Source organism: Bradyrhizobium sp. USDA 4538 (genome assembly GCF_024171045.1).
Taxonomy (GTDB): Bacteria; Pseudomonadota; Alphaproteobacteria; order Rhizobiales; family Xanthobacteraceae; genus Bradyrhizobium; species Bradyrhizobium australafricanum.
Window position 1 is genome coordinate 5,262,574 of record NZ_JALJZE010000001.1, and the last position, 16,240, is coordinate 5,278,813.

General features: G+C 64.7%; 15 protein-coding genes. 6 read left to right on the plus strand and 9 right to left on the minus strand.

Annotated features, from left to right (window positions below):
* Positions 1 to 177: a hypothetical protein gene (locus tag J2R78_RS23800; protein ID WP_168857282.1), complete on the minus strand. Its 177-nt coding sequence runs from the start codon at positions 175 to 177 to the stop codon at positions 1 to 3.
* A 218-nt stretch (positions 178 to 395) separates the two neighbouring features.
* Here J2R78_RS23800 and J2R78_RS23805 point away from each other — a divergent pair, with 218 nt between their 5' ends.
* Positions 396 to 653 carry a hypothetical protein gene (locus tag J2R78_RS23805; protein ID WP_057016905.1) on the plus strand — a complete coding sequence of 86 codons (258 nt, stop codon included), beginning with the start codon at positions 396 to 398 and terminating at the stop codon, positions 651 to 653.
* A gap of 92 nt (positions 654 to 745) precedes the next feature.
* On the plus strand, positions 746 to 2,251 hold the full coding sequence (locus tag J2R78_RS23810; RefSeq protein ID WP_253607062.1) for a CYTH and CHAD domain-containing protein: 1,506 nt from the start codon (positions 746 to 748) through the stop codon (positions 2,249 to 2,251).
* Positions 2,252 to 2,279: 28 nt separating this feature from the next.
* On the opposite strand, the gene J2R78_RS23815 is transcribed toward J2R78_RS23810, so the two are convergent.
* Positions 2,280 to 2,447 (minus strand): hypothetical protein, encoded by a 168-nt coding sequence (locus tag J2R78_RS23815; protein WP_168857280.1) that lies wholly within the window; start codon positions 2,445 to 2,447, stop codon positions 2,280 to 2,282.
* Positions 2,448 to 2,540: 93 nt separating this feature from the next.
* On the minus strand, positions 2,541 to 4,082 hold the full coding sequence (gene garD / locus J2R78_RS23820; protein WP_253607063.1) for a galactarate dehydratase: 1,542 nt from the start codon (positions 4,080 to 4,082) through the stop codon (positions 2,541 to 2,543).
* Positions 4,083 to 4,223: 141 nt separating this feature from the next.
* Between garD and J2R78_RS23825 the strand changes: the two genes are divergently transcribed.
* Positions 4,224 to 5,387, plus strand: coding sequence for an IS4 family transposase (locus tag J2R78_RS23825; protein WP_057015126.1), 1,164 nt, complete (start codon positions 4,224 to 4,226; stop codon positions 5,385 to 5,387).
* A gap of 174 nt (positions 5,388 to 5,561) precedes the next feature.
* On the opposite strand, the gene J2R78_RS23830 is transcribed toward J2R78_RS23825, so the two are convergent.
* From J2R78_RS23830 to J2R78_RS23850, 5 genes are all read right to left on the minus strand, one after another.
* On the minus strand, positions 5,562 to 7,010 hold the full coding sequence (locus J2R78_RS23830) for an aldehyde dehydrogenase family protein (RefSeq protein ID WP_253607064.1): 1,449 nt from the start codon (positions 7,008 to 7,010) through the stop codon (positions 5,562 to 5,564).
* Positions 7,011 to 7,027: 17 nt separating this feature from the next.
* Positions 7,028 to 8,383: a glucarate dehydratase gene (gudD, locus tag J2R78_RS23835; protein ID WP_253607065.1), complete on the minus strand. Its 1,356-nt coding sequence runs from the start codon at positions 8,381 to 8,383 to the stop codon at positions 7,028 to 7,030.
* A gap of 44 nt (positions 8,384 to 8,427) precedes the next feature.
* Positions 8,428 to 9,369 carry a 5-dehydro-4-deoxyglucarate dehydratase gene (kdgD, locus tag J2R78_RS23840; protein ID WP_253607066.1) on the minus strand — a complete coding sequence of 314 codons (942 nt, stop codon included), beginning with the start codon at positions 9,367 to 9,369 and terminating at the stop codon, positions 8,428 to 8,430.
* 126 nt (positions 9,370 to 9,495) lie between these two features.
* A complete protein-coding gene (locus J2R78_RS23845; protein ID WP_092089636.1) occupies positions 9,496 to 10,401 on the minus strand; it encodes a LysR substrate-binding domain-containing protein in 906 nt (301 codons plus the stop codon).
* A gap of 331 nt (positions 10,402 to 10,732) precedes the next feature.
* Complete coding sequence (locus J2R78_RS23850) at positions 10,733 to 12,070, minus strand: MFS transporter (RefSeq protein ID WP_253607067.1); 1,338 nt, start codon at positions 12,068 to 12,070, stop codon at positions 10,733 to 10,735.
* Positions 12,071 to 12,284: 214 nt separating this feature from the next.
* Here J2R78_RS23850 and J2R78_RS23855 point away from each other — a divergent pair, with 214 nt between their 5' ends.
* Together J2R78_RS23855 and J2R78_RS23860 are read left to right on the plus strand one after the other, a co-directional pair.
* Positions 12,285 to 13,316 carry an alpha/beta fold hydrolase gene (locus J2R78_RS23855; protein WP_253609892.1) on the plus strand — a complete coding sequence of 344 codons (1,032 nt, stop codon included), beginning with the start codon at positions 12,285 to 12,287 and terminating at the stop codon, positions 13,314 to 13,316.
* A 13-nt stretch (positions 13,317 to 13,329) separates the two neighbouring features.
* Positions 13,330 to 14,280: a fatty acid desaturase gene (locus tag J2R78_RS23860; RefSeq protein ID WP_253607068.1), complete on the plus strand. Its 951-nt coding sequence runs from the start codon at positions 13,330 to 13,332 to the stop codon at positions 14,278 to 14,280.
* 3 nt (positions 14,281 to 14,283) lie between these two features.
* Here J2R78_RS23860 and J2R78_RS23865 read toward each other — a convergent pair whose 3' ends face one another.
* Positions 14,284 to 14,895: a TetR/AcrR family transcriptional regulator gene (locus tag J2R78_RS23865; protein ID WP_253607069.1), complete on the minus strand. Its 612-nt coding sequence runs from the start codon at positions 14,893 to 14,895 to the stop codon at positions 14,284 to 14,286.
* 178 nt (positions 14,896 to 15,073) lie between these two features.
* On the opposite strand from J2R78_RS23865, the gene J2R78_RS23870 reads away from it, so the two are divergent.
* On the plus strand, positions 15,074 to 16,099 hold the full coding sequence (locus tag J2R78_RS23870) for a histone deacetylase family protein (protein WP_253607070.1): 1,026 nt from the start codon (positions 15,074 to 15,076) through the stop codon (positions 16,097 to 16,099).
* Positions 16,100 to 16,240: the final 141 nt, after the last annotated feature.

Below are 16,240 nucleotides of genomic sequence, written 5' to 3' on the forward strand. Positions count from 1 at the left end.
CTAGGCTGCATTTTCCGATGGCGAGGTCTCGCCGTCGAGCCAGTCCTGTTCCTTTGCCAGCGCGCGCCAAGCCGCTTCCATTCGCTTGAAGCGATTGTAGGTCGGCCCGTCGTCGGCACGCTCGGCAAGTTGCGCGCAGTTCTCCGCATTGTCGCGGAAGTGCTGTGACTGTTTCATGGAACGTCCTCCTATTAGTTAAGGACGTGGGACATCAATTCAGGCTATTCAACGCGTGGAACATGGGTATTTCGCCACACAGATGAATGCCTGTTCAGCGAGTTCCCGGCGCGATATTTCGCGACTGAGCGTGAGCAATTGCAGCACGGTCGATACAGGAACGGTGCGTCGCACTCGACGTTCCTCCTTCACGTCGCAACTGGAGGAGGAGAGACGGCATGAGGACGTATCTGCTAACCGCGGCCATGGTGACCGCGATCGCATCGCCTGTGTTCGCCGATGATATCGGTGTCCGCGCAGGTCCCGTCGGCGCAGGCGTAACGGTTGGTCGGGCACCCGAATATCGCGATCGCGATCGTGATCGCACCACGGTGATCAGGGAGCGTGAGCCGCGCCATGACCGGACCACGGTCATCAAGAAGCGGGACGAATTCGGCAATCGCAGCAAGACCGTCATCCATAACGACGACGATTGACGCCAACTCAGGCGATCTTGTGTGAGCATGAACGTCCGTCGCTGACCTCGTCACGGCGGACGTTTGCTTGGTGCCCCAGGCATGGAGCGACGATGGCGGCCGAGACGGAGCTCAAATTCCACGTTCCCGCGCGCAAGCTCAAGGGACTGAAGAAACCGCTGGTCGCCGGCAGCAAGAGCGGTGCACCATCCGAGAGCGATCTCGTCTCGACTTATTTCGACACCGCGAAGCACAAGCTCAAGCGGCACGGACTGACGTTGCGCGTGCGGCGGGATGGCGGCAACTATGTTCAGACTATCAAGTCGGGAGCGGGTCCGCAGTTTGAACGGGGCGAATGGGAGACTGACCTAGCGAACGGAAACCTCAACCTCGACAAGGCTGAAGGCACGCCGCTCGAAGACCTCGCGTCTGGCAGGCTGGGTCGCAAGCTGAAGCCGGTGTTCGAGACGTCGGTGCGGCGTATCACCGTGCCGCTGCGGACCAAACGCAGCGAGATCGAACTCGCGATCGATCGCGGCTGCACCACGGCCGGGCACCGTTCGCGCCGAATCGACGAGGTCGAACTCGAGCTCAAGAGCGGCCGCCCGCTCGACCTGTTCCGGGTCGCCAGGGCGCTGGAGCGGAAGGCGGCGGCGGAGCTCGATCTGCGTTCGAAAGCCGAACACGGCTATGAACTTGCCGATGGCGAGGAGCATGTCGTCGTCTCCGCCGGGAGCATCGTGCTCGACGCCGGACTTACCGCCGGCGCGGCGTTTCGGGTAATCGCGCGCGCCGCGCTTCGTCATTTCTCGTCGAATGCCGATGCCGTCCGCGAGAGCGAGGCGGAAGGCATTCACCAAATGCGGGTCGGGTTGCGGCGGCTGCGCGCCGCGATCTCGCTGTTCTCGAAGATCCTCACCGTAGCCCCGACGGAAGACATCAAGACGCAGCTGAAATGGCTCACCAACGCGCTCGCGCCGGCGCGCGAGCTTGATGTGTTCGTCAAGGAAGATATCGAGCCAGCATCGCATGACGCGCTGCTGCGGCGCGGCGGCAAAGCGATCCGGCAGGAGTTTTCCGGCCGCCGCGATCGTGCATTTGCCGGCGCGAGGCACGCGGTCAATTCGCGGCGCTATCGCTCCATGCTGATCGACACGTTGCAATGGATCGAGGCAAAGCGGACCATTGCCGCGGAGGACGAAGGCGGTCCGATCGAGGACTTCGCCGCCGCGCTGCTGCATCGCCGCATCAGGAAGCTGCGCAAGGATGGCCGGCGTCTCGACGAGCTGTCGGCCCGGGAGCGGCACAAGGTGCGCATCAGGGCCAAGAAGCTCAGATACGCGATCGATTTCTTCGAAAGCCTGTTTCCGCGCAAGGGTGAACGCAAGCAACTCGCGCGGCTGTCCAGGCACCTGAAGCGGGTCCAGGATGCGCTTGGCTCGCTCAACGATTTTGTCGCGCACCGCAAGCTGGCGGTCGATGCGACGCTGAAGTCCCCGCATCGGAAAGAGCGCGCCAGCGCCTTTGCCTCGGGCGTTGTGCTTGGCCGAGAGGAACAGGCGGTCAAGCCGCTGATCAAGGTCGCCGCGAAGGAAGTGCGAGGACTCCAGAAATTTTGACGAGCGTGTGGTGGCGAACCTCGGACATCTATGCTGCTGGTGATGCCCCCGACTGCCTCTCCCGCTCGGCCGCTTCGATGCGACATTCCTCTGCGTAGGCACGCAGGCGCTCGGCCGTCAACGAGTCCATGCCGGTGCGTGCCAGCCGCTCGGCGCGGTCGGCCTGATCTCTGAGATCATTGATGGTCCGGGTCATGTGTGCCTCCATGCCCGGACAATTTGAATCGAATTGCGACGTTCCCCGGCCGGTCAGGACGTGGCTAACGGGTGGTTAAGGAGGCACGGTTGCTCAGGTCACCGGCGCCGGGTTGAACAGCGTCAGATCGTTGTGGATGCCCCAGCGGTCCGACCACGGCTTGGTGCGCCCGCTCGCGACGTCGAGGATCAGGCGGAACAGGTCCCAGCCGGTTTCCTCGATGGTCTTCTCGCCGGTGGCGATGCAGCCGGCGTCGAAATCGATCAGGTCCTTCCAGCGTCGTGCCAGCTCGCTGCGGGTCGCGACCTTGATGACCGGCGCGGCGGCGAGGCCATAGGGCGTGCCGCGGCCGGTAGTGAACACCTGCAAGGTCATGCCGGAGGCGAGCTGCAGCGTGCCGCAGATGAAGTCGCTCGCCGGCGTCGCCGCAAACAGCATGCCCTTCTGCCGCGCCTTCTCGCCCGGCGACAGCACGCCCGCGATCGGGCCGGAGCCCGACTTGACGATCGAGCCGAGCGACTTCTCGACGATGTTGGCGAGCCCGCCCTTCTTGTTGCCCGGCGTGGTGTTGGCGCTGCGGTCGGCGCCGCCGCGCGCGAGATAGCCGTCATACCATTCCATCTCGCGGATCAGGGCGCGGCCGACATCCTCGTTGACGGCGCGGCGGGTCAGCAGCTGGATCGCGTCGCGCACCTCGGTGACTTCCGAGAACATCACGGTCGCGCCGGCGCGCACCAAGAGGTCCGCGGCAAAGCCCACCGCGGGGTTCGCGGTGACGCCGGAGAACGCGTCGCTGCCGCCGCATTGCAGGCCGATCACAAGGTCAGCGGCCGGGCAGGTCTCGCGCTTGCGCGCGTTGAGCACCTTCAGCCGGGCCTCGGCCTGGGTCATGATGGCGTCGACGATGGCGCCGAAGCCGTCAAACGCCTCGTCCTGCATCCGCACGATGGCATCGCCGACGCCCTCCGGCACCAGCCGTTCGGGCGCGAGCTTCTCGCAGCCGAGTCCGACGACAAGGATCTCGCCGCCGAAATTCGGATTGAGCGCGAGATTCTGCAGGGTGCGGATCGGCACCACGGCGTCGGGCGCCGTGATCGCGACGCCGCAGCCATAGGCGTGCGTCAACGGCACGACGTCGTCGACATTGGGATATTTCGGCAAGAGCTCGGCGCGGATGCGCTTCACGGCATATTCCATCGTGCCCTTGACGCATTGCACGGAGGAGGAGATGCCGAGGATGTTCTTGGTGCCGACCGAGCCGTCGGGATTGCGATAGCCCTCGAAGGTGAAGCCTTCGAGCGGCGGCAGCGCGGGCGGCACCGCGGTCGCGATCTCGAGCTGATCGAGCGGTGGCGCCTCGGGCATGCGGATGCGTGCCTCGTCGACCCACTCACCGGCCAGGATCGGCGACAGCGCCGTGCCGATCACCTCGCCATAGCGGACGATCGGCGCGCCCTCGGCGATGTCTTCGAGCGCGGTCTTGTGGCCCTGCGGCACGAAAGCACGCAGCGTCAGGCCGCACGCGAAGCGGGAGCCGGCGGGCAGCCCGAAATCATTCACGACGATCGCGACATTGTCGCGCTCGTTGAGCTTGATGTAGCGGGGCTGCTCCTGCGCGCCGATCGACTGGTCCATGCCGTATTCCTCCTGGCTTCACTTCACCTCTCCCGCTTGCGGCAGGGGTGTCCGGGGAATGATTCACTGTGTCGCGGTGCATGCTCGGCAGGACCGAGGCAAATCGGTCTTTTCTGGTTGTCGAGACACAGAGGGCCGAGCATGCGATATCGCGGTAGCATTTTTGGAAGGCTGCTTGAACCGATCAATCGACGGCAGTTTCAGACGGTTGTGGATCGTCTGGACGGGGATGCCTACGACAAGTCGTTCAGGAGCTGGGATCATCTGGTGGCGCTGATCTATGCCCAGCTTAGCGGCAACAGCAGTCTGCGCGGGGTGGTGACTGGCTTCAACGCCAATTCGCAGCATCACTATCACTTGGGAACCGGCAAGCTGTCGCGCTCGACGTTGTCCGATGCCAATGCCCGCCGTCCGATCGGCATTTTCGCGCAAACCTTTGCGGCGCTGTCGGCGATGGCGCGTCGCCAGCTGCGGAGTGAAGGCATGGAGATGGTGCGTCTGATCGACGCCAGTCCGATCCCGCTCGGCAAGGTCTGCAGTTGGGCGACGTGGAACGGCCGCATCCGCGGCATGAAGCTGCATGTCGTCTACGACCCAAGGAGCGATGTCCCGACCTGCGTCGAGATGACGGCCGCGAACGTCAATGACATCGAGATCGGCCGACAGACCCCAATCCAGCCCGCCACCACCTATGTGTTTGACAAGGGCTATTGCCGTTTCGACTGGTGGCAGAAGATCAATGATAGCAAGGCTTTCTTCGTTACCCGGGCGAAGACGAGCATCCGTCTTCGCTCGCTCAGGCATCGCGCCATCCGCAAGCGTAACGGGGATGGCTTCGAAATCCTTGCCGATGACGAGGTGAAGCTCACCAGCAAGGGCGATTCGCGCCTTCCAATCCCGCTCCGCCGCATCAAGATCAGACGCGAGAAAGGCGGCAAGATCACACTCCTGACCAACGACCTTGCCCGTAGCGCCGTCGAGATCGCCGCCCTCTACAAGAGCCGATGGCAAATCGAGCTGCTGTTCCGCTGGATCAAGCAGCATCTCGATATTCGCAAGTTCCTCGGCGCCAACGACAACGCGATCCGCCTTCAGGTGCTCGCTGCGATGATTGCCTACCTGCTGCTGCGCATCGCCGCTCACACCAACTGCATCAAAATGCTCCCGCTCAGGTTCGCCGAACTCGTCGGCCAGCTCCTGCTCACGCGTCGATCCCTCGCTGCCATCGACAAACCTCCGCCCATCAACCCCAGCCGTCGGAAATCAACCATCTCACCTGACCAGATGGAGCTCCGCTATGCCTGAATTTCCCCGGACACCCCTGCGCTTGCGGGGGGAGGTCGGATCGCATCGAAGATGCGATCCGGGTGGGGGCTCTCTCCACAGTATGATTCGTGGAGAGAGCCCCACCCCGACCCTCTCCCGCAAGCGGGAGAGGGGGCGCGGCGTCTTACGAGGCTGCACTCTGTTCCAACTGCTTCAGCCCGGGAACGTGTAAGCCGTCTTCACCGTGGTGTAGAACTCGCGGGCATAGGCACCCTGTTCGCGTGCGCCGTAGCTCGAGCCTTTGCGGCCGCCGAACGGGACGTGGTAGTCGACGCCGGCGGTCGGCAGGTTGACCATCACCATGCCGGCTTCGCTGTTGCGCTTGTAGTGCGAGGCGTATTTCAGGCTTGACGTGCAGATGCCCGAGGCGAGGCCGAACTCGGTGTCGTTCGAGATCGCCAGCGCCTCTTCATAATCCTTGGCGCGGATCACGCAGGCCACCGGGCCAAAGATCTCCTCGCGGGCGATGCGCATCTGGTTGTTCGCCTCGGTGAACAGCGCCGGCTGCAGATAGAAGCCGGGCGTCTCGCGGTTCAACAATTCGCCGCCCCAGTGCAGGCGGGCGCCTTCATCCTGGCCGATCTTGATGTAGCGGAGGTCCTGGTCGAGCTGGCTCTGGTCGACCACCGGGCCGACATGCACGCCGCTCTTCAGCGCGTCATCCACCGAAAGCCCCTTCATCCGCTCGGTCATCGCGGCAACGAAGCGGTCGTGAATTCCCGCCGTGACGATCAGGCGCGAGGACGCGGTGCAGCGCTGGCCCGTCGAGAAATAGGCCCCGTTGACGGCGACCTCGACCGCGACCTTCACGTCGGCGTCGTCGAGAACGACCAGCGGGTTCTTGCCGCCCATCTCGAGCTGGAACTTCTTCATGGGGTTGGAGAGCACGCAGGCCTGCGCGATCTTGCGGCCGGTCTGCACCGAGCCGGTGAAGGAGATCGCTGCGACATCGGGATGATCGAGCAGGGTCTGGCCGACCACCGAGCCCGAGCCGACCACGAGGTTGAAGACCCCCGCCGGAATGCCGGAACGCGCGATGATCTCGGACAGTGCATGGGCGGAGCCCGGCACCAGCTCGGCCGGCTTGAACACCACCGTGTTGCCGTAGCAAAGCGCCGGCGCGATCTTCCACGCCGGGATTGCGATCGGGAAATTCCATGGCGTGATCATGCCGACGACGCCGACGGGCTCGCGGGTGATCTCAACGTCGAGGCCGGGGCGCACCGATGCGCCTTTCTCGCCCAGCAGCCGCAGCGCTTCGCCGGCGAAGAATGCGAAGATCTGTCCGGCGCGCGCCACCTCGCCGATGCCTTCCGGCAGCGTCTTGCCCTCCTCGCGGGCGAGCAGGCGGCCGAGCTCTTCCTTGCGGGCGAGGATTTCGACCGAGATCCTGGTCAGCGCGTCGAAGCGTTCCTGCGGCGTCGAGCGCGCCCAGGCCGGGAATGCGGCCTTCGCGGCGGCGATCGCCTTTTCGGTCTGCGCCTTGTCGGCCTTGGCGTATTCGCCGACGACATCGGTCGTGTTGGAGGGGTTGATGTCCCGCGTGATGCCTGTTCCGTCGACCCATTCGCCGGCGATGAAGTTCTTCTGGTGAGCGGTCATGTTTCCAACCTTTCTTGTTAGCGCACGAGGCAGGGACGCTTGTCGTCGAAGGTCCACCCCTGGATCAGGAACTGCATGGCCAGCGCGTCGTCGCGGGCGCCGAGACCATGCTGTTTGTATAGCGCGTTCGCGGCCTCGATGGCACCGCGATCGAGCTCGATGCCGAGGCCCGGCCGATCCGGGATCGCGATCTTGCCGCCCTTGATCTGCAGCGGCTGGCGCGTCAACGCCTGGCCGTCCTGCCAGATCCAGTGGGTGTCGATCGCGGTCACCTTGCCGGGCGCGGCGGCGCCGACATGGGTGAACATCGCCAGCGAAATATCGAAATGGTTGTTCGAGTGCGAGCCCCAGGTCAGGCCGTTGTCGCGGCAGGTCTGCGCGACCCGCACCGAGCCCTGCATGGTCCAGAAATGCGGATCGGCGAGCGGAATGTCGACTGCGCCAAGCCGCAATGCGTGCGAGAGCTGGCGCCAGTCGGTCGCGATCATGTTGGTCGCGGTCGGCAGCCCGGTGGCGCGGCGGAACTCGGCCATGATCTCACGGCCGGAGAAGCCGGCCTCGGCGCCGCAGGGATCCTCGGCATAGGCGAGCACGCCATGCATGTTGCTGCACAGCCGGATCGCCTCGTCGAGCGACCAGGCGCCGTTCGGGTCGAGCGTGACGCGCGCCTTCGGGAAGCGTTTTGCAATTGCGGTGACGGCCTCGATCTCCTCTTCGCCCCTGAGCACGCCACCCTTGAGCTTGAAATCGGCAAAGCCGTAATGCGCCTGCGTCGCTTCGGCGAGGCGCACGATGGCATCCGGCGTCATTGCAACCTGATGGCGCAGATCGAACCAGTCGGGCTTGCCGGTCTCGCCCTCGACGTAAGGAAGGTTGGTCTTCCTGCGGTCGCCGACGAAGAAGAGATAGCCGAGCGTCTCGACGCTTGAGCGCTGCTGGCCTTCGCCAAGCAGCGCCGCGACCGGGAGATTGAGATGCTGGCCGAGCAGGTCGAGCAGCGCGGATTCCACCGCGGTGACCGCGTGAATGGTGATGCGGAGGTCGAAGGTCTGCTTGCCGCGGCCGCCTGCGTCGCGATCGGCGAAGGCCTGGCGCATCGAGGCCAGGATGTTGTTGCAGGCGCCGATGGTCTGGCCGACGACGAGGCCGCTTGCGTCCTCGAGCGTCTTCTTGATCTTCTCGCCGCCCGGCACCTCGCCGACGCCGGTGTGGCCGGAGTTGTCGGTGAGGATAACGAGGTTGCGGGTGAAGAACGGCGCATGCGCGCCGCTCAGATTGAGGAGCATGCCGTCGCGGCCGGCGACCGGGATCACCTCCATCGCCGTGACAACGGGTGCCCCGGCAAAGCCGGTGCGGATCGTGTCCTGGATCATCTGCTCCTCCCCTTCGTCCTTTGCTGTTTTCGCGGCCGTTCAGCTTATTCTGCCGCCTGCTGCGCGGCGGCCCGCGGCAGCTTTGCTACCAGCGCCGCGAGCTCGGCGATCTCCTGCTCGGTAAGATCGGTCAGCGGCGGCCGCACCGGGCCGGAGTAGCGGCCAATCACCTTCATGCCGGCCTTGATGATCGACACCGCATAACCCTTCTTGCGGTTGCGTATCGCGATCAGCGGCAGGATGAAATCCTTCAGGCCTGCATGGATGGTCTGATGATCGCGCCGGCGCACCGCGGCGTAGAAATTGGTGGCGAATTCGGGCACGAAATTGAACACCGCCGACGAATAGGTGGTCACGCCCATGTCGAGATAGGGCAGGGCGAAGGTCTCCGCGGTCGGCAGGCCGCCGATATAGGTCAGGCGATCGCCGAGCCGGGTGTAGACGCGGGTCATCAGCTCGATATCGCCGATGCCGTCCTTGTAGCCGACGAGGTTCGGGCAGCGCTCGCAGAGGCGCGCCAGCGTATCGGGCTGCAGGATCGCATTGTCGCGGTTGTAGACGATGACGCCGATCTTGACCGACGAACACACCGCCTCGACATGGGCGGCGAGGCCGTCCTGCTCGGCATGCGTGAGATAGGGCGGCAGCAGCAGCAGGCCGTCGGCACCGGCCTTCTCGGCGCCGACAGCGATCTCGCGCGCGATCGCGGTGCCGTAGCCGGTGCCGGCCAGCACGGGAACGCGACCCTTGGTCTCGTCGACCGCGATCTTCACGACGTGCGGAACTTCACTTGGCGTCAGCGAGAAGAACTCGCCGGTGCCGCCGGCGGCGAACAGGCCGGCGACGTCATAGCCGCACAGCCAGTCCATGTTGGCGCGATAGGTCGCCTCGTCGAACGAATAATCCGCGTTGAACGGGGTCACGGGGAAGGACAGGAGGCCGCCACCGATTCTAGCGGCCATCTCCTGAGGGGTCATCTTGCTCATGGCGCCACTCCTTGAATGTTTCTGGGAACGGGATGCGCGAGCAGCGCGCGTCCATGGCGGAATTTCTAGGGAATGCTTCGATGCGCGTCCAAGCCAAACGCGGTATCGAGCGATGCTAACTCTGCATCAATCGCCGCGCAGATGCGGCGCTGCGATTTCGGTTGCGATCTCGATCAGCGGCGGCAGCAACTGGTTCTCGTGATCGCGCCGCCAAACCATGAACAGCTCGACCGGCACGGGTGATCGCAGCTTCAGCGGCTTCAGCTTGACCTCCGCGATCTTCAGGCTGGCGGCCGCTTCCGGCACGATCGCAACGCCAAGCCCGGCGCGCACCATGGCGAGGATCGAGTGGATCTGGCTGAGATGCTGCACATAGCGCGGCAGCACGTCGGCGCGCGTGAACATCGACACCAGGAGATCATGGAAGTAGCGCGCCTCATAGGGCGAATACATCACGAAGGGCTGGTCGTCGAAATCCTTGATGCTGACGGTCTCGGCCGCGGCCAGCGGATGCTTCTTCGGGATCGCGGCGAGCAACGGCTCGGCCACGACGCGCCGGCTGGCGAATTCCGGCCGCGCGATCGGCGGGCGCAGCAGGCCGGCATCGATCTGCCCGGTGGTGAGCGCCTCGAACTGATCGCCGGAGACCATCTCCTTCAGCGAAAAATCGACCTCGGGCAGGCGCGAGCGGCAGGCCGCGATCAGGTCGGGCAGGAAGCCGTAGGCGGCCGCGGCGGTGAAGCCGATCTTGAGCGAGCCGGTCTTGCCGAGCGCGATGCGGCGGGCCACCTGCGAGGCCGATTCCGCCAGCTTCAGGATGCGCCGCGCCTCGGGCAGGAAACTGCGTCCGGCCGGCGTCAGCCGCACCGAGCGGCTGGTGCGTTCCAACAGCGGCGCGTCGATGATGTGCTCGAGTACCTGGATCTGCCGGCTCAGCGGCGGCTGCGTCATGTTGAGCCGCGCCGCGGCGCGGCCGAAGTGCAATTCTTCGGCCACCGTGACAAAGCAGCGGAGCTGGCTCAGGTCGAACATCGATGCAAGCCCGGAATTGATCGCGCGGGGATTTGTACGTTCTAGCATCGATGCCTCCCACTGGCCAAGAAGACAAAAAAGCAGATAAACAAGCAGACAAAGACGGCGGCCGAAGCCGCCGTTTGGTTTTCTGCTCCCTCTCCCCGTTCTTACGGGGAGAGGGTTGGGGTGAGGGGCTCTCTCTGCGCAACGGCCGCCTCGATGTGCACGCGCGATCCGAACGAGTCGGAAGGACTGTCTCTGCGGAGACGTATTGCTTCGCCTCTCACCCGAAATTCGCTGTGCGAATTTCGACCTCTCCCCGCGGAAGGCGGGGAGAGGTGAAGCGCGCTCACGCCGCCTTGAGCTGCACCCGCTTGATCTCGCCGACGATGAACAGATAGGCGATCGCCGCGACCAGCGCGTTGGCACCGACGAACACCAGCGCGCCGTTGAACGAGCCGGTGGCGGCCAGAATGTAGCCGATGACGATCGGCGTCGTGATCGAGGACAGGTTACCGAAGGTGTTGAACAAGCCGCCGGAGACGCCGCCGGCTTCCTTCGGCGAGGTGTCGGAGACGACCGCCCAGCCGAGCGCGCCGATGCCCTTGCCGAAGAAGGCGAGCGCCATGAAGCCGACCACCAGCGCCTGGCCGTCGACATAGTTGCAGGCGATGATCGACATCGACAGCAGCATGCCGCCGACGATCGGGATCTTGCGCGCCATGGTCAGCGAGCCGGTGCGGCGCAGGATATAGTCCGAGATCACCCCGCCGAGCACGCCGCCGATGAAGCCGCACAGCGCCGGCAAGGTCGCGACGAAGCCGGCCTGCAGGATCGAGAGCCCGCGCTCCTTCACCAGATAGACCGGGAACCAGGTCAGGAAGAAATAGGTCAGGGTGTTGATGCAGTATTGGCCGATATAGACGCCGAGCATCATCCGGTTGCCGAGCAGCTGGCGGATGTGGTCCCAGCTGGGGCCGCTGTCCTGAGTCTTGCCAGCCTTCGCCGCGTCCATGTCGACAAGCGCGCCGCCCTGCTTGATGTAGTCGAATTCGGCCTCGTTGATCGCGGGGTGTTCCTTGGGCTCGTAGATGGTCTTGATCCAGGCAATGCCCGTGACGATGCCGAGCGCACCCATCACGTAGAACACATGGCGCCAGCCATACTCATGGGCGATCCAGCCCATCAGCGGCGCGAAGATCACGGTGGCGAAATACTGCCCCGAATTGAAGAAGGCCGAGGCGGTGCCGCGTTCATTGCCGGGGAACCAGGAGGCGACGATGCGGGCATTGGCCGGGAATGACGGCGCCTCGGCGATGCCGACCAGGAAGCGCAGGGCAAACAGCAGGACCACGGCCGCGCCCGCGGAGAGGAATCCGACCAGGCCCTGCGTTGCGGTGAAGATCGACCAGACGATGATGCTGATCGCATAGACCCATTTGGAGCCGAAGCGGTCGAGCAGCCAGCCGCACGGCACCTGCGCGACCACATAGGACCAGCCGAACGCCGAGAACACGTAGCCCATCGCGACCGGATCGAGATGCAGTTCCTTGGAAAGGGCGGGGCCGGCGATCGAGAGCGTGGCGCGATCGGCATAGTTCACGGTGGTGACGAGAAACAGCATCGTCACGATCAAGAGCCGGACGCGGGATCGCCGCGTGTCTGCGGCGGACACAATTGCGCTCATTAGCGCCTCCTCGAAAATTTCCTCGGGGTCTGTCCTAGAGACATGACGACAATGGGTCCAAGCCGAAACGGGTATTGATCCATACCGATTTTGAATGGATCGGCCCGGTGTCATTCCACCTTTGCCGCTATTGCCAGGGTTTCGTATTTAGTGTACCAATAGTACAGTTATTAAGGGCGCAGCGTTGCGCCCGGCTGCTCGAGGTCGAATGCTGATGACCACGCCGCGCGACTATGAGGTGTTCGAGGCAGGTGATGTGACGCTGCAGGGCGGTGCCGTGTTTCCGCAACTGAGGCTCGCCTACAAGACCTATGGCACGCTGAATGCGGCGCGGGACAACGTCATCCTCTATCCGACGTCGTTCGCCGCACGGCACACCGACATCGAATGGCTGGTACAGCCGGGCGGCGCGCTCGATCCCGAGCGCTACTTCATCGTCATCGCGAATCTGTTCGGCAATGGCCTGTCGTCCTCGCCGTCGAATTCGGCCGAGGTGCTCGGCGGCGCGCCGTTTCCTGCCTTCACCTATCATGACGCGGTCGCGATCCAGCGGCGGCTGCTGGTTGAGCGGTTCGGCGTGACAAAGCTCGCGCTGGTCTATGGCTGGTCGATGGGCGGCATGCAGGCCTATCACTGGGCCGCGCGGTATCCCGACATGGTGGAGCGCGCAGCCGTGGTTTGCGGCAGCGCGCGATGTTCGCCGTATAATCATGTGTTCCTCGAAGGCGTGAGGGCCGCGCTGACCGCCGACCCGGCCTACCGGGACGGCCGCTTCGTCAGCAAGCCCGCGGCGGGCCTTCGTGCGATGGGGCGCGTCTACGCCGGCTGGGCGATGTCGCATGAGTTCTATCGCGAGGAAGTCTGGCGCGCGGCCGGCTTTAACTCGCTGGAAGACTACCTCGCGGGATCCTGGGACGGTGCCTTCGCGCGGCGCGATGCGAATGATCTGATGGTGCAGATCGCGATCTGGCAGGCCGGCGATATCAGCCGTTGCGATCAATTCGGCGGCGACTTCGACCGGGCGCTGGCCGCGATCAAGGCGCATGTCCTGCTGATGCCGGGGCGTACCGATCGCTATTTCGACCCGCGCGACAACGAGGCTGAACTCGGCCGCCTGGTCAACGCGCGCTCGGCCGCGCTGCATGCGATTCCGTCGATCCACGGGCACCGGGCCGGCAATCCCGCCAACAACGCCGAAGACCGCGCCTTCATCAACGCCGAAATCTCGGCGCTGCTGCAACGCTGACAGGTGAGACGACATGAGCACCGCAGAGACCAGTGACGCCGGACCCCGCCTGAAGCCGCTCAGCCCGCTGACCTTGCGCGAGTTGTCGACCAAGTCGAACCTTGCCGGCGCGGTGCGCGCGGCAAGCCATTACGGGATGATCGTCATCGTCGGCGCGCTGATCTCTCTGGTCTCATCGCGCTACGGTCTGCCATGGGCGCTGCCGCTGATTGCCGTGCAGGGCTACTTCGTCGCATTCCTGTTCATGGTGGTGCATGAGACCGCGCACAAGACGGCGTTCCGCAGTCCAGTGCTCAATCTTGTCGTCGGCAATCTGTCCGCCTTCATGATCGGACTGCCCTACCAGTACTACTGCCTGTTTCACTGGGACCATCATCGCTACACGCAGGATCCGGAGAAAGACCCGGAGCTGATCGTCGGCCCCAAGCCCGCGTCGGACACCCAGCTGGCGATCGCCTATTCGGGACTGCTGCAGGTGTTGGTTCGCATCCGCCTGATGTTTTGGCATGCACTCACCGGAAAGGTGGTCGTGCCGTGGATTCCGGAGCACAAGCGCGCCTCGATCGTGCTGGAGGCGAGGCTCTATCTCGCGGGCTATCTGCTGTTGCTCGCGGCCTCGTTCGCGCTGCACAGTGCGATCCTGCTCTGGGTGTGGATCGTGCCGCTCCTGGCCGGTCAGCTCATCCTGCGCCCCTATCTCTATGCCGAGCACACCGGCTGCGAGCGGACGCGGAGCGCGTTCGAGAATACGCGCACCACGATGACCGGCAGGATCATGAAATGGTTCGCCTGGAACATGCCTTACCATGTCGAGCACCACGCCTATCCCACGGTGCCGTTCCATGCGCTGCCGAAGCTGAACGCCATCGTCGATGGCCACATCGTGTATCGCGGCAGCAGTTACCGGGCCGTCACGCGCGAGACCTGGGTCTGGTTCCGCCGTCAGCGCCAACGCTCTGCTTGATAGTCAAGCGTCCGCGCGGGGCCGCAGCACCAGATTGACGAGATTGCGGGCGTAGGCCGGCGTCAACGGCTTGATGCCGAAGACGTAGCGATAGAACAGGCTGCCATAGATCGCATCATAGATATCGGCGGGGACGCCCGGTGCGTCGATGCTGCCGTCCTTCTGGCCGGCGGAGATGATCTCCAGCATCTTGCTGCGACGCAGGCCAAGGTAACGCTCGTAAAACAGCTCCGCCGTGCCGGTCTTCGAGATACATTCCGAGATCACGGCGAGCTGCACCCGGCCGAACTCGCCCTGCAACGCCTCGACATAGGTTGCGACGTGGCGGCGGATGCGGGCCACCGGACTGCCGGTTTCGGGCAGCGGCACGGCCCGCGAGGCCTGGTCGAGGAAGGCATCGATCAGCAACGCTTCGCGCGACGGCCACCATTTGTAGATCGTCATCTTCGAGACGTTGGAATGTTTGGCGATCGCGTCGATGGTGGTCGCGGCGAGGCCCGTCGTCGCCATCAGCTGATAGGCGCCTTCCAGGATCGCGGCCGTTGTCGCGGCGGAGCGCGGCCGCCCGCGCCGCCCCGTTGCCGCTTCCTCTGTTTCCGTCTTGCCGCTGGCCATGGCCGGACTTCGCGTCCCGCGTCTTTTAATCATTGCGCTGCATGCGGGCATAGCATGAAATCGCGCTCGGTTTCAGATCGTCGCCGACGCTGATAGTGTACAACGCGCAAGCCAAAGCTTGCGTGCGGCACATTGCCCTCGCTCTGTCCAGCTCAGCCGATCGAACAGGAGTGTCCCCGTGAAGGCCGTCTACAGTGATCTGCACCGCAGCCATGATCCGCAATTCTTCCTGGTCCGCGGTGTGGTCCAGCGTACCACCGAACAGCCCGAACGCGCCGACCGCCTGCTGGCGGGCCTGAAGGCCGGCAAGCACACGCTGATCGAGCCGACCAGGTTCGGGCAGGGGCCGCGGGCGCGCGTGCACAGTCCGGAATATCTGAGCTTTCTCGCGGACGCCTGGGACGAATGGTCGGCGCTCGGCAATGCCGGGCCGGAGATGATCGCGAACATCCATCCGGTGCGCAATGCCGGCACGTACCCTGCTCATATCGTCGGCAAGCTCGGCTGGCACACGATGGACACCGCGGCTCCGATCGGTCCCGGGACCTGGGCAGGCGCCTGCGCCTCGAGCGACGTCGCGGTCACCGCCGCGCAGATGGTGCTGGACGGCGAGGATGCCGTCTACGCGCTGTGCCGCCCGCCCGGCCACCACGCCTATCGCGACCTCGCCGGCGGCTTCTGCTTCCTCAACAACAGCGCGATCGCGGCCGAGCATCTGCGCCAGAAGCATGAGCGCGTCGCGATCCTCGACGTCGACGTGCATCACGGCAACGGCACGCAGGGCATCTTCTACGAGCGGCCGGATGTCTTCACCGTCTCGATCCACGCCGATCCGTCGTTCTTCTACCCCTTCGTCTGGGGCTATGCGCATGAGCGCGGCGCCGCAGGTGGCCTCGGCACCAATCTCAACATTCCCCTCGCCAAGGGCACCGGTGACGACGACTACATGAAGGCGCTTGCCGTGGCGGAGAAGGCGATCCGCTCCTTTGCCCCGACCGCGCTCGTGGTTGCGCTCGGTCTCGACGCCTCCGAGAAGGACCCGCTTGCCGGTCTCGCCGTCACCACCGACGGCTTCCGTCGCATCGGCGAGGGGCTGGCTCGCTTCGGATTGCCGACGGTGCTGGTGCAGGAGGGCGGCTATCTCTCCGACATCCTCGGCGCCAATCTGACGGCGGTGCTCGGCGGGTTTGAGGCCGCACGCTAGCGCGGTCTCGGGCGAGGCGGTGACCGGTCCGCGCAAGGAAAGCCTGTCAAAACAGGATTCTGGAGCATCGGCCTTGATTGATCAAAGCCGACGCCCCGGCCGCGAGGCGCGCAACAGAGCGTCGTGCACTTGCGTGTCCGC